Origin of the sequence: Stenotrophomonas sp. 24(2023) (assembly GCF_030913365.1) — a bacterium.
Classification (GTDB): Bacteria; Pseudomonadota; Gammaproteobacteria; order Xanthomonadales; family Xanthomonadaceae; genus Stenotrophomonas.
Genome location: NZ_CP133160.1, coordinates 826,497 through 840,584 on the forward strand (window position 1 = coordinate 826,497; position 14,088 = coordinate 840,584).

Annotated in this window: 11 protein-coding genes; all 11 read left to right on the forward strand. The window is 66.6% G+C overall.

Going from position 1 to position 14,088, the window contains the following annotated elements:
* The first annotated feature begins 15 nt into the window (after positions 1–15).
* The 11 genes from Q9R17_RS03655 to Q9R17_RS03705 all read left to right on the forward strand — a co-directional run bounded on the left by Q9R17_RS03655 (position 16) and on the right by Q9R17_RS03705 (position 14,058).
* Complete coding sequence (locus Q9R17_RS03655; RefSeq protein WP_308157095.1) at positions 16–564, forward strand: Dps family protein; 549 nt, start codon at positions 16–18, stop codon at positions 562–564.
* Between the two features lie 530 nt (positions 565–1,094).
* Positions 1,095–2,897: a DNA helicase RecQ gene (recQ, locus tag Q9R17_RS03660; protein ID WP_308157096.1), complete on the forward strand. Its 1,803-nt coding sequence runs from the start codon at positions 1,095–1,097 to the stop codon at positions 2,895–2,897.
* 264 nt (positions 2,898–3,161) lie between these two features.
* On the forward strand, positions 3,162–5,792 hold the full coding sequence (gene tssI, locus Q9R17_RS03665; RefSeq protein WP_308157097.1) for a type VI secretion system Vgr family protein: 2,631 nt from the start codon (positions 3,162–3,164) through the stop codon (positions 5,790–5,792).
* Positions 5,793–5,796: 4 nt separating this feature from the next.
* Entirely contained in the window at positions 5,797–6,603 is an 807-nt protein-coding gene (locus Q9R17_RS03670; protein WP_308157098.1) for a DUF4123 domain-containing protein, read from the forward strand.
* Positions 6,600–7,235: a DUF3304 domain-containing protein gene (locus tag Q9R17_RS03675; protein ID WP_308157099.1), complete on the forward strand. Its 636-nt coding sequence runs from the start codon at positions 6,600–6,602 to the stop codon at positions 7,233–7,235. Before Q9R17_RS03670 ends, Q9R17_RS03675 begins: the two co-directional genes overlap by 4 nt.
* Positions 7,235–7,873: a DUF3304 domain-containing protein gene (locus Q9R17_RS03680; protein WP_308157100.1), complete on the forward strand. Its 639-nt coding sequence runs from the start codon at positions 7,235–7,237 to the stop codon at positions 7,871–7,873. The genes Q9R17_RS03675 and Q9R17_RS03680 overlap by 1 nt, the downstream gene beginning before the upstream one ends.
* Positions 7,870–8,469, forward strand: a complete 600-nt coding sequence (locus Q9R17_RS03685) for a DUF3304 domain-containing protein (RefSeq protein WP_308157101.1) — start codon at positions 7,870–7,872, stop codon at positions 8,467–8,469. The genes Q9R17_RS03680 and Q9R17_RS03685 overlap by 4 nt, the downstream gene beginning before the upstream one ends.
* Positions 8,466–10,643 (forward strand): DUF2235 domain-containing protein, encoded by a 2,178-nt coding sequence (locus Q9R17_RS03690; protein WP_308157102.1) that lies wholly within the window; start codon positions 8,466–8,468, stop codon positions 10,641–10,643. The genes Q9R17_RS03685 and Q9R17_RS03690 overlap by 4 nt, the downstream gene beginning before the upstream one ends.
* 106 nt (positions 10,644–10,749) lie before the next feature.
* Complete coding sequence (locus Q9R17_RS03695) at positions 10,750–11,142, forward strand: CopL family metal-binding regulatory protein (protein WP_308157103.1); 393 nt, start codon at positions 10,750–10,752, stop codon at positions 11,140–11,142.
* Positions 11,143–11,221: 79 nt separating this feature from the next.
* Positions 11,222–13,024 carry a copper resistance system multicopper oxidase gene (locus Q9R17_RS03700; RefSeq protein ID WP_308157104.1) on the forward strand — a complete coding sequence of 601 codons (1,803 nt, stop codon included), beginning with the start codon at positions 11,222–11,224 and terminating at the stop codon, positions 13,022–13,024.
* On the forward strand, positions 13,021–14,058 hold the full coding sequence (locus Q9R17_RS03705; protein ID WP_308157105.1) for a copper resistance protein B: 1,038 nt from the start codon (positions 13,021–13,023) through the stop codon (positions 14,056–14,058). Before Q9R17_RS03700 ends, Q9R17_RS03705 begins: the two co-directional genes overlap by 4 nt.
* The last annotated feature ends 30 nt before the right edge of the window (positions 14,059–14,088 follow it).

Here is a 14,088-nt window from a genome sequence, read left to right on the forward strand (position 1 = left end):
AAGGAGACTGTCCTCATGGCGAAGACCAAGACCCCGGCCAAGGCCAAGACCGGCAAGCAGAAGCTGGCCGCCGCTGCACCGTCGGCCCCGAACATCGATATCGGGATCAGCCAGACCGACCGCAAGAAGATCGCCGACGGGCTGTCGCGCTTCCAGGCCGATGCGTTCACCCTGTACCTGAAGACGCACAACTTCCACTGGAATGTCACCGGGTCGATGTTCAACTCGCTGCATACCATGTTCGAGACCCAGTACACCGAGCAGTGGGCGGCGCTGGACGACGTGGCCGAGCGCATCCGCGCACTGGGCTTCAATGCCCCGGGCTCCTACCGGGAATTCGCCGCGCTGACCTCGATCGCCGAGGAGCCGGGGCTGACCGACAGCGCCGACTGGCGTGAAATGGTACGCCAGTTGGTGGTCGCCAACGAAGCGGTCTGCCGTACGGCCCGTGAGGTGCTGGACCAGGCGGCCAAGGGCGAGGACGCCCCGACCGAGGACCTGATGACCCAGCGCCTGCAGACCCACGAGAAGTATGCCTGGATGCTGCGCTCGCTTCTCCAGTAAGGGTTGAGGGCGGTTCGGCAGGGCTGCGCCCTGCACCCGCCGAAGCCTTGGAGCCAGAGCAACGTCAACGACAGAAGCGGGTTTTCTGGGGGTTGGCGGGGTGGGTCCGGTGGCGGGGGACGCCGTAAATACGTCCCTGTAGGCTCGGTCGCGCCATCCATGGCGCTCACGCCCCCGCAACCGGACCCACCCCACCTTCGACAGTTGGTCGCAGTCCGTTGGTAGATCCACGCCATGCGTGGATCAATGCCAATCGAAATCGAATAGTTCGATAGGTGATCGAAAAGCATCCACGCATGGCGTGGATCTACCCGATCGCGGGGATCTGTCAGAGGTGGGGCGGTGTGGGCTTGCAGGACCGCAGGCGCCATGGAGGGCGCCTACGAGCCCCCATGGATGGGTTTACGGCGTGTCCTGCAAGCCCACACCGCCCCGCCAACCCACGGAACGCCCGCTGTTGCAGTTGCCGTGGCCTCCAGCAGGTGCAGGGCGCAGCCCTGCCGGCTCCCCCGCCGGGGTAAACTAGCCGGATGTCTTCCCGTCCCGCGCACGATCTGCTCCGCCGCGTCTTTGGCTACGACGATTTCCGTGGTCCACAGCAGGACATCGTGGAGCATGTGGCTGCCGGTCATGACGCCCTGGTCCTGATGCCGACCGGTGGCGGCAAGTCGCTGTGCTACCAGGTCCCGGCCCTGCTGCGCGACGGCTGCGGCATCGTCATTTCGCCGTTGATCGCACTGATGCAGGACCAGGTCGAGGCCCTGCGCCAGGTCGGGGTGCGCGCCGAATTCCTCAATTCCACCCTGGATGGGGAGACCGCCGCGCGGGTCGAGCGCGAACTGCTGGCCGGCGAGCTGGACATGCTCTATGTCGCCCCCGAACGCCTGCTGACCGGCCGCTTCCTGAACCTGCTGGCACGCAGCCCCATCGCCCTGTTCGCCATCGACGAGGCGCACTGCGTGTCGCAGTGGGGCCACGACTTCCGCCCGGAATACCGCCAGCTCACCGTGCTGCACGAGCGCTGGCCGGACATCCCGCGCATCGCCCTGACCGCCACTGCCGATCCGCCCACCCAGCGCGAGATCGCCGAGCGCCTGGACCTGGCCCAGGCCCGCCACTTCGTCAGTTCCTTCGACCGCCCCAACATCCGCTACACCGTGGTGCAGAAGGACAACGCCCGCAAGCAGCTGACCGATTTCCTGCGCGGCCACCGCGGCGAGGCCGGCATCGTCTACTGCATGTCCCGGCGCAAGGTGGAGGAAACGGCCGAGTTCCTGTGCGGCCAGGGCTTCACCGCGCTTCCCTACCATGCCGGCCTGCCCGCCGAGGTGCGCGCCGCCAACCAGCGCCGCTTCCTGCGCGAGGACGGCATCGTCATGTGCGCCACCATCGCCTTCGGCATGGGCATCGACAAGCCCGATGTACGCTTCGTCGCCCATACCGACCTGCCCAAGTCGATGGAAGGCTATTACCAGGAAACCGGCCGCGCCGGCCGCGATGGCGAAGCCGCCGAGGCGTGGCTGTGCTATGGGCTGGGCGATGTGGTGCTGCTCAAGCAGATGATCGAGCAGTCCGAAGCCGGCGAAGAGCGCAAGCAGCTCGAGCGCACCAAGCTCGACCACCTGCTGGGCTACTGCGAATCGATGCAGTGCCGGCGCCAGGTGCTGCTGGCCGGCTTCGGCGAGACCTACCCGCAGCCCTGCGGCAACTGCGACAACTGCCTGACCCCGCCTGCGGCCTGGGACGCGACCATTCCTGCGCAGAAGGCGCTGAGCTGCGTCTACCGCAGCGGCCAGCGCTACGGCGTGGGCCACCTGATCGACATCCTGCGCGGCAGCGAGAACGACAAGGTCCGCCAGGCCGGCCATGCCCAGCTGAGCACCTACGGCATCGGCCGCGACCTGGATGCGCGCACCTGGCGCAGCGTGTTCCGCCAGCTGGTCGCCGCCAGCCTGCTGGAAGTGGACAGCGAAGGCCACGGTGGCCTGCGCCTGACCGACGCCAGCCGCGACGTGCTCAAGGGCAACCGCGCGATCCGCATGCGCCGCGAGAACCCGGCCAGCGTCGGCCGCGAGCGCAGTGCCCAGCGCACCGGCCTGTCGGTGCTGCCGCAGGACCTGGCCCTGTTCAACGCCCTGCGCGGCCTGCGCGCCGAACTGGCGCGGGAACAGAACGTGCCGGCCTTCGTGATCTTCCACGACAGCACCCTGCGCAATATCGCCGAGCAGCGCCCGACCAGCCTGGACGAGCTGGCCCGGGTCGGCGGCATCGGTGGCAGCAAGCTGTCCCGCTATGGCCCACGGCTGGTGGAGATCGTGCGCGAAGAAGGCTGAGGGCACGCCTCCTATCCGACAGCAATGTCGTAATCAGCAGCACTCCGCCTTCATCCCCAAGCGCCGGGCGTCCATTCCATGCGATGCAGTGCCCGCGCGTGCATTCAGCCGACGGCCCTTTTTTGCCGTTGCAGCCCGTTGTCACGCGGAGCCTGCGCAAGGGATGACACGATTTTTCGGTCTATTCTGATTGCATCCCGTCTGCAACGCATTTGACGCTACCCCACCCAGGAAGCGCCACCATGACGTGGCAGGAACCCCCGCATGGATGCAAGCGTCCGGGATGACACTGCACGTGTCCATCGTTTCCACGCTCCCGATGGCACGCAGATGCGTGTCCTTCGTTGGCATGGCACTGAAGCACTATCCCAGGGATGCCGCTGGCGGATCGAGCTGGCAGCGCCAACCACGGCACAGGAGTTGTCTGCATGGCTCGCACGACCTGCGCAACTGCTGGTTGCCCGCAGCGGTGACGCGCCGATTCTGCACGCAGGTCTGGTCGAGGGGGTGCGATGCCAGACAACAACCGAGGGAACGCACTATTGCGTGGACATGGCAGATTGGAGCGCGTGGCTGGCGCACCGGCGTCACAGCCGCACCTTCACCTCGCAGGATCTGGCCACGGTCATCGATTCCGTCCTGTCGGCCCATGGGCCCTATGCGTGCTGGCGCTGGCAGGATGCCGCCCGTCGGCGTGCCGATCGCATGCACCGCGACTGCATCAGTCAGTACCGCGAATCAGATCTGGCCTTTGTACAGCGGCTGCTGGCCCGGGCAGGATTGAGCTGGTTCATCGAATCCACCGATAGTGCGCCAGCCGGGCATCGGATGGTCATCGTCGATGACAGCACCCTGCTACCGTTGATTGACTCCGCCGTACCGTACCACCAGGCACGCGCGCATGATGGCCGCGATGGCATACAGGCACTGCACGCCTGCCGGCGCCTGGTCGTCAGCACGGTGACCACGACCACCTACCTGCCGGAACAGGCGCGGCTGATTGCAGCGAGTGATTCGGTCCATGCCTCGGCCAGCACACGCGAGCACTATGCGCCTGCTGGCCATGACGCCTGGACCAGTCGCGCTGAGGCGCAGGCACACCTGCGGCGCCGGGCCCAGGCACTGCTGTGCCGGCAACGTACATGGAATGGACATGGGACGTTGCGATCCTTCCACGCCGGCGCCGCTTTCCGGTTGCAATGCGAGGTGGGGCACCCGGTTGTGCCGGCGTTGCTGTTGACACACGTCACGCATGCAGGTGTCGGCGACGTGGGCTGGGCGGCCCGGGTGCAACCGCCCCCCGCGCTGATCGACGGGGTGCCCTGGCAGGATGCCACGGCCCACGGCTACGCCAACCACTTCCAGGGCCAGGACCATGCCCAGCCCTGGCGCCCCCAGGAGCCGCCCGCCCTCCAGGCCCCCGGACCGCAGCGTGCCGTCGTCCTCGGCGACGCCAGTGGGACGCCTGTCCACATGGATCGCCTCGGCCGCATCCGTGTACGTTTTGCCTATTCCGAAGCGGGCCATGACAGCGCATGGGTCCGTGTTGCCCAGCGCTACGCAGGTCCTGGCGTCGGCAGCCAGTTCATACCGCGGGTAGGGCAGGAAGTGCTGGTGGCTTTCCTGGAAGGTGACATCGATCAACCCATCGTACAGGGGGCGCTCTACAACGGGCGTGGCGATCAGCGGCCGGAGGCACTGGCGCTGGCCCGGGACGGCACCGCCTGCGCCGAGATGAACCTTGCCGGAGGCAACGCCCCGGTCTGGCACGCCGCAGGCGCAGGTGCCGCAGGCCAGCGGCATCAAGGCGCACTGTGGGGCATCCGCTCGCAGGAATGGTCCGGGGAAGGCGGCAACCACCTGCTGTTCGACGACAGCAATGGCCAACTGCGAACCGAACTGGCCAGCAGCCATCATCATAGCCGGCTCAGCCAGGGGCACCTGCTCCATCAAGCCGGCAACCACCGTGGCAGCCTGCGGGGAACCGGTTTCGAGCTGCGCAGCGATGCCTGGGGCGTAGTGCGTGCAACCGCAGGACTGTGGCTGGACACAGCACGACGCTCCCCCCACGACCCGGCCAGCCAGACCACCGGCGCCCAAGCGCTGCTGCAGCAGGCGCAGTACCTGGCAGACCATTGGCATGCCGCCGCGCAGCAGCATCGCACCGTGGGCCTGGCCGCGGCGCAGGGCGCAGGCCACCCGGGCCGAAGCAGCATTTCGCCCGACCGGTCCCCACTGCACGGCATGCGCCTTCACGCCGCCAGCACCGCCGCAGGCCACGACTACGCCACCGCGCCCCCTGCTCCGTCCGGTGCAGCGCTTGCCGCCGGTTCCCTCCCCCTGCCCAGCGCCCCACTGCTGGGCCTGTACTCACCCGTTGGCATTGGCAACGTTGCGGGGCAGGCACTGCTCTGGTCCGCCGCAGAAACCACGTCGCTGGCCAGCGGCGGCCACAGCGCATCGACGGTGGGCGGCCATCTGCGCTGGCATGGCAGACAGTCCATCGGCATGCTGGCCGGCGTTACAGGCAGTGGCGGTACCTCCGCACTGACGCTGGCCGCAGGCCAGGACGTGCTGGATGTACAGGCCCAGGCCGGCCCCATCGAACTGGCTGCACGCAGGCAGGTACGCTTGGCTGCAGCACAGGCGCCCGTGCAACTGCACGCCGGCAGTCATCTGCATATCGCCACAGCAGAGGGCGCCTCCATCACGCTGACGGACGGCAATCTGCAGCTCAACTGCCCCGGCACCCTCACCGTACAGGCAAGCCAGCATTCCTTCGTTGGTCCCACCACGCTGCTGGTTCCACTGCCGCAGTTCCCGCAGACAATCTGCGTGGAATGCCTGATCAAGGCCATGCAGGCCGGCACACCGTGGGCCATCAAAAATGGTTGATTCCGTGCTTGTCGATCCTTGGCGTGATGTACGGTTGCCGTGGGAAATCACAGGCCACACCGCCAGCGACGGGCAACTGCACGTGCTGGTGGACCCGGCCTTCCTGTCCTTCCCGTCGGACCTGTCCGGCCTTCACCTCCCCGTTCCCGTGACGCGCGTGTTCGACGGGCAGTACCACGGCGATGGCCTGCAGCCGCTTTCGCCATGCGTCTTCACCTTGCCAACGGAGGACGCTGCAGTGCGCGGGGTCTGGAGCCATCTGCTGGCACTGTGTGAGGGCAGGCCCATGGTGTCGGTGCTGCATACGCCAGCGGATCTGGGCGCCATCGTGTCGCACCTGCGCAGGCAATGGGAAGGCAGGTCCGCCGACGGCACGCCCTGGCTGATGCGATGGGCCGACACACGGATCGTCCCCCTGCTGTTCCATTGCCTCGATGCACTGCAGCGCCAGCGCGTGCTGGGCGGTATCACCGCGTGGTACAGCGCGACACGCGACGGCGGCTGGCTACGCACGGACGGCGAAGCTGAACGCCCGTTCGACTTCACCGCCACACCACTGTGCTTCACGCCCGCGCAGCAACGCGCGTTGCGGCAGATGGCAGAGCCCGACCGTATCACCGGGTGGCTGCTGCGCCACCCGGTGATGCGCCCGACCACGTTGTTGCCCTCCCAGGTGCATGCGTGCGCGCAAGCGGTCGTGGAAAGGCTTCACCACCGTGGCATCGCCAATGACGCACTGGCCTTCCGCATGACGGCCAAGGCCGTGGCGCACGCAGATGCAGCGCGTGCACGCCAGGGAGCAGGCGTATGAAGAACGCCCCGATCGTCATCACCGGCCTGCTGGGCATCGCGCTCCTGGGCATCGGCAGCAAGATCGCGATCCATCATGCCGAGCAGCAAAGGGCACCGGTGGTGCCACCCAGACCGCCCTTGATCGATCCGCTTACCGGCCACGACCTCTCCGATGCCTCACCGGACATCGGGCTGCGTCTGGCCGTCGCCAATTACTCCGATGATGGACTGGGCACCGTCTTCATCAATGGAACCTGGGCCGGCAGCATGAGACAAAACGCCAGCGGCAATCCATCCACCTGCTGCGTCTCCCTGCCAAGGCAATGGCAACCCGGGCTCAAAGTCTCCGTCGCCTATCGGACCAGCAGCATGTACCTCAAGGACAAGCGGAGCATTGCCGAGCGGGACATCCTTGTCCCGCCGTATCCGCCCTTCTTTGATGGCGACATCACCTTCCTGTATTTCCCCAACGACCAGATCCGCGTTGTCGTCTCCCCCATCCTGCTCGGCTACCCCGACTTCCCCTACCCGATTCCTCCGCCCGAGCTTGAGGATGAGACCGGCAGCCTCAAGGCATTCCTTGCAGAAACCCGCTGGACGGACCTGCAGCACCCGGCCGACGGTCCATCATCAACGGACGGAGCACGCTGATGAAGCTGGCGTCTGTCCTCATTGCCTGTGTTCTTGGCCTGGCCGTGCTCGGCATCGGCAGCAAGATCGCCATCCATCACGCCGAGCAGCAAAGGGCACCGGTGGTACCACCCAAGCCGCCGTTGATCGATACGCTTACCGGGCGTGATCTGTCCCACATGCCGCCCAATATGGGCGTCCGGCTGGCCATTGCCAATTACTCCGATGATGGGCTGGGCACCGTCTTCATCAATGGAACCTGGGGAGGAGGCATGGAGCCAAACGCCAGTGGTAATCCCGCAACATGCTGCGTCTCCCTGCCAAGGCAATGGCAACCCGGGCTCAAGGTCTCCGTCGCCTATCGAACCAGCAGCATGTACCTCCAGGACAAACAAAGCATTGCCGAACGGGACGTTATGGTTCCGCCCTATTCGCCATTCGTCGATGGCTTCATCTATTTCATGTACTTCCCCGGTGACGACCTCCGCGTGGTGGTAACGCGCATCGGCCTCGGCTATCCAGGCTTTCCCTTCGACATCGCCCCGCCCGAGCTTGAGGATGAGACCGGCAGCCGCAAGGCGTTCCTTGCAGAAACCCGCTGGACGGACCTGCAGCACCCGGCCAACGATCCATCATCAACGGACGAGGAAGGACGATGAGACATGCCGCTTTTCTTATCGTCGGCATGCTGGGCGTCGCGGCGCTCGGCATCGGCAGCAAGATCGCGATCCATCACGCCGAGCAGCAAAGGGCACCGGTGGTACCACCCAAGCCGCCGTTGATCGATTCGCTTACCGGGCGTGATCTGTCCCACCTGCCGCCCAATATGGGCGTCCGGCTGGCCGTCGCCAATTACTCCGATGATGGGCTGGGCACCGTCCTCATCAATGGAACCTGGGCAGGAAGCATGAGGCAAAACGCCAGCGGCAATCCATCCACCTGCTGCGTCTCCCTGCCAAGGCAATGGCAACCCGGGCTCAAAGTCACCGTCGCCTATCAAACCAGCAGCATGTACCTCCAGGACAAACAAAGCATTGCCGAACGGGATGTCCTGGTTCCGCCCTATTCGCCATTCGTCGATGGCTTCATCTATTTCATGTACTTCCCCGGTGACGACATCCGCGTGGTGGTAACGCGCATCGGCCTTGGCTATCCAGGCTTTCCCTTCGACATCAGCGACCCCGGCGCAGAAGACAACGACGACAACATCGCGCGCTTCCTCGATCAGACCCATTGGACGGACCCGAAACCATGAAGACATCGATCGCGCCAGCATGCCCCGATGCCCCCACCACGCTCAACGACCGCGAGCGGGCACGGCAGGCCGGCAATGCCGTTGAAGCCGGCGGGCCCGGCTGCGGCATCGAACTCTATCTGGGGTGCTTCTTCGATGGCACCCGCAACCACCGCGAGAACGCCATCGCCCGCGGCGACCACACGGAAAGCAATGTCGCCCGCCTGTTCGATGCCTTCAACAAGGATATCGACCACCGCTACAGCACACGGCTGCATCGCTTCGCAAGCTATATCCAAGGCGTGGGCACCGACGCGCTGGACAAGACCGGCGACAGCGGCACCGGCTGGCATGCACGGGCCGGTGCGGCCGCAGGCTGGGGCGGCGAGGGACGCATCAACTGGATGCTGATGGAAATCCAGAATCATCTGCTGTTCCATTTCCAGGCTCGAACGGTCACCGATCATCTACATGCTGGCAATCCAGTACCGACGGTCAGACGCATGAGCGCGGACATGCGCCTCACCCTCCAGGACGTGAAACGTCTGGCCAAGGCGGCCAACCTGCCGCTGGTCAATTACCTGGCCGTCAATCAGGGGGAAGCGGAAATCGCCCTGCGCAACTCGCTCAGTGGTGGCTTCTGGAACACGGTCAATGCGCTGCGCCGGGTCCGCGGTACGCACCTGACCCGTGCCGACCATGCCGCACGCCGGCAGGTACTGCAGGAACGGCGGCATTTCCTTGCCGCCCAGGTGGCGCCTTTCCAGCAGCAGAATCCCCGCGTGGACCGCATCCGGCTGTCGGTGTTCGGTTTCTCGCGCGGGGCCACCGAGGCGCGCGTGTTCTGCAACTGGCTGGCCGATGCCTGTGATCCCGGTGCGGGCCCTCTGCGCCTGTGCGGCATCCCGGTACAGGTCGATTTCGTGGGCCTGTTCGATATGGTGGCCTCGGTGGGCGCCGCGCAGAGCTTCTTCGAGGATGTCTTTGCCGGGCATGGTGGCTGGGCGGCAGCGGAGGACCTGCGCATTCCCTCGGATGTCCGACGTTGCGTCCACATGGTCGCCGCCCATGAAGTGCGCGGCTCGTTCCCGCTGGATCTGGTGCAGGGCGCCAACTGCGAACAGATCGTCTACCCGGGTGCACACTCGGATGTCGGCGGCGGCTACGCACCGGGGGAACAGGGGAAGTCACCGGACGATGCGGAGAAGCTGTCGCAGGTACCGCTCTGCCATATGTACCGAGAAGCGGTGGCTGCGGGTGTACCTCTGCTTCGATTGGAACAGATGCCTGTCGGCAGGCCACGGTCATACTTCAACGTCGCCCCCACCCTCCGCCGTGACTTCAACGCCTACCTGCAGGCCATGGCGCCGTTCACCGCAGGCATCACCACGAACGGCCGAGCGGAACGTACCGCAACGCTGATGTATGCGCACTACCGCCAGTATCTGCTCTGGCGCCGCCAGCACCTGGACACCTACTCAGCGCTGCCCTCCTTCCAGCGTGCGGCGCCGCAGGACCGCGCCGACCTGCTGGGTGCCAACGATGAGCTGCGGCGCGAGGCCCAAGGCATGAAGTACAACAATGCCACGGCGCGCACCCGTGCTGAACTGGCCGAGCCGACGCAGGCACATGGCATGTTGACCCCGCCGCCGTTTCTGGGCATCCCCTCGGTGGATTTCGTGCAGATGAAGCTGCGTGGCCACAAGGAGCGGCAGTGGCTGGACGCCCATATCGGCACGGTCTGGGAATCGGGGCAGCTACCGCCGGCCGCCATTGCGGCCCTGCTGGACGGCTACGTCCATGATTCGCGTGCCTGGTTCAAGCCCTTCGGCCTGGATGATGACGAGTGGCTGTTCGCCCAACGTCGCGAACACGAACATCATCGGGCCCGGATGCAGGCGCTGGACGAGCGGGAAAGGGCCTACCAGGCCCGCCGTGAGCGGGAGCAGGCGGCGGGCCGGCTGTTTGCCAACCGCGAGCCACTGCCGATGACAACCGCCGAACTGGAGGAGCTGACGGCCTGGCGCCGGGACCCGGACCTTACCGGGCAGGCGCTGCAGCGGGTTGGACGGGAGTATTACTGGCAGTGGGGGTACCTGCGCTGGCGCACCTGCTATCCCAGCAGCCCCGGCGAGGCGATCGCGACGCAGGCGGCCCGGCGGGTACCGGTGGCGAATACACATGCCGCCGCCTGACGGTCGATGCCCGGCCGGCCTCGCCGACCCTAGCCCTGCTCCAATGTTGAACCGCGCCAGCCGCCGCACCGTGCATCCGCCCCCGGTTGCGGCTAAGGTATCGCCCATGTCCGCCCTCTCGCTCCTGCTCCGGATCGTGTTGATGCTCAGCCTGTTGCTCAACGGGCTGAACGCGGCGCTGGCCAGCGGGCACGAGGACATGGGCCGCATCACCGCCCGTATGCAGGGCATGGACCACGCCGGCATGGCCGACTGCCCCCACCATGGCAGCGCCGGCATGACCGCCGACGAGGATGCCCCCGCGTCTGACGCCAGTGGCCATGACGCCCATGCCCAGATCAAGGACTGCATGCGCAGCTGCGCCCAGCACCCGTTGCTGGCGGTGCTGCCGCTGCCGTTCCTGGCCAGCCCCGGGCTGGCCCTGCCGCCGCCGGTGATGACCCGCGACGGCCTGCCCTCGCCGCCCCTGCCGCCGGCCTCACGCCCTCCCATCGGCTGATTCCACGCGTGTCCGTGCGCCCCGTGCGCACTGCGGCCGGCCGTCATGCCGGCGTTGCCTCGTGCCTGGAGTTTCCACCATGAATACCCGTCTTCCCCCCGGCCCGGGCGTGTTGCCCGTGCCGTCCCGCCGCCGTTTCGTGCAGGGCCTTGCCGCCGGCGGCGTGTTTGCCGGCCTGGCCGGCCTCGGCGTGCCGCAGCGCGCCCTGGCCGCCGCCCGTCCGCGCCTGGTCACCGCGCCCCCCGTGCTCACCCAGACCCGCGTGGAACTGGCCATCGGCGAATCGGCAGCCAACTTCACCGGCCGCACCCGGCCGGCGATCACCGTCAACGGCAGCCTGCCCGCCCCCACCCTGCGCTGGCGCGAAGGGCAGACGGTGGACCTGTTCGTGCGCAACACCCTGCAGCACGACCCGACCTCCATCCACTGGCACGGCATCCTGTTGCCGGCCAACATGGATGGCGTGCCCGGCCTGAGCTTCAACGGCATCGCCCCGGGCGAGACCTACCACTACCGCTTCGACGTGAAGCAGTCCGGTACGTACTGGTACCACAGCCATTCGATGTTCCAGGAGCAGGCCGGGCTGTACGGCGCACTGATCATCGACCCGCTGCAGCCACCGCCGTACCGTTACGACCGCGAGCATGTGGTGATGCTGTCGGACTGGACCGACCTGGACCCCGGTGCGCTGTTCCGCCGCATGAAGAAGCTGGCGGCCTATGACAACTACTACCAGCGCACGCTGCCGGATTTCATCCGCGATGTGCGCCGCGACGGGCTGTCCTCGGCACTGGCCGACCGCGGCATGTGGGGACGGATGCGGATGACCCCCACCGACCTGTCCGACGTCAACGCCAACACCTACACCTACCTGATGAACGGCACCGCCCCGGCGGGCAACTGGACCGGGCTGTTCCGCAGCGGCGAGAAAGTGCTGCTGCGCTTCATCAACGGTGCGGCGATGACCTATTTCGACGTGCGCATTCCGGGCCTGAAGATGACCGTGGTCGCCGCCGACGGGCAGTACATCCATCCGGTGAGCATCGATGAATTCCGCATCGCGCCGGCCGAGACCTACGACGTGCTGGTCGAGCCCAGCGGCCAGGACGCTTACACCATCTTCTGCCAGGACATGGGCCGCACCGGTCACGCCGTCGGCACCCTGGCCGTGCGCCACGGCCTGCAGGCACCGATCCCGGAACGCGATCCCCGCGTCCTGCTGACGATGGCCGACATGGGCCATGACATGGCTCATGGATCAGGCATGTCGGGCCATGACATGGCGGGCATGGCAGGCATGGCAGGCATGGCCGGCATGGACCACAGCGCCCACGGCGGCATGGCGATGGGTGGCAGCGCGCCGAAGCACCCGGCCAGCGAGCGCAACAACCCGCTGGTGGACATGCAGAGCATGGCCAGTGAGCCGAAGCTGGATGACCCCGGTATCGGCCTGCGCGGCAACGGCCGTGACGTCCTGACCTACGGCGCGATGCGCAGCCTGTTCGATGATCCCGATGGGCGTGATCCCGGCCGCGACGTGGAACTGCACTTGACCGGCCACATGGAGAAATTCGCCTGGTCCTTCGATGGCATTCCCTTCGCCAGCGCCGAGCCGCTGCGCCTGAAATACGGCGAGCGCATGCGCATCGTGCTGGTCAACGACACCATGATGCAGCACCCCATCCACCTGCACGGCGTCTGGAGTGATGTGGAAGACGCGCAGGGCAACTTCCAGGTGCGCAAGCACACCGTGGACATGCCGCCGGGCACGCGCCGCAGCTACCGCGTGCGTGCCGATGCGCTGGGACGCTGGGCCTACCACTGCCATCTGCTGTACCACATGGAAGCCGGGATGATGCGCGAAGTGAGGATCGAAGAATGAGCCGCCAGACCACGCTCGCCCACGCGCTCGCGCCCAGCCTGCTGGCCATCGCTCTGGCCGCCGCCGCCCCTGCGTGGGCGCAGTCCCATGCCGGCCATGACATGTCGACGATGGACATGTCAGGCATGGATATGTCCGGGATGGATATGTCTTCCATGAATGCGCAGGACGCACAGCAGGACAGCGACAGCAAAGCAACCGCCGCGCCGATGGATCATTCGAAGATGGATCATTCGGCGATGGATCACTCGCAGATGGACCATTCAACGATGGACCATTCGCAGAGGGATCACGCCGCGATGGGCCACGCCCTGCCCGCCCCGACCGAGCCGCGCGAACCGATCCCGCCGGTCACGGCGGCCGATCGTGCCGCCGCGTTCCCGCCGATCGACCACGGTGCCATGCAGCACGCACCGGCGATCAACAGTCTGGTTTTGATCGACCGCCTGGAACAGTGGGACGGCAAGGATGCCAAGGGCCAGGCCTGGGAGGCCACCGGCTGGATCGGTGGCGACCTCAACCGCCTGTGGCTGCGCACGGCGGGGGAACGCAGTGCCGGACGCACCGAATCATCAGACCTGGAAGCCTTCTACGGCCGCGCCATTTCGCCGTGGTGGGACGTGCTGGTGGGTGTGCGCCAGGATTTCCGGCCCGGCGATTCACGCACCTGGGCGGCGGTAGGCCTGCAGGGCCTGGCACCGTACAAGTTCGAAAGCCAGGCCACGCTGTACGTCGGTTCCGGCGGCCAGGTCATGGCCAAGGCCGAAGTGGAGTACGACGTGCTGCTGACCAACCGGCTGATCCTGCAGCCGCTGCTGGAAGCCACCGTGGCGGGCAAGGATGAGCCTGCCCAAGGCATCGGTCGTGGCCTGAACAGCGTCGAAGCCGGCCTGCGCCTGCGCTACGAGGTCAGCCGCCGCTTCGCACCGTACATCGGCATCACCCACGAGCGCAGCTTCGGCAACACCGCCGATTACGCCGGCGACCATGCGCGCGACACGCGCTGGGTGGCCGGCGTACGCCTCTGGTTCTGACGTTGCACGGGCCCCGGTGCATGCCGGGGC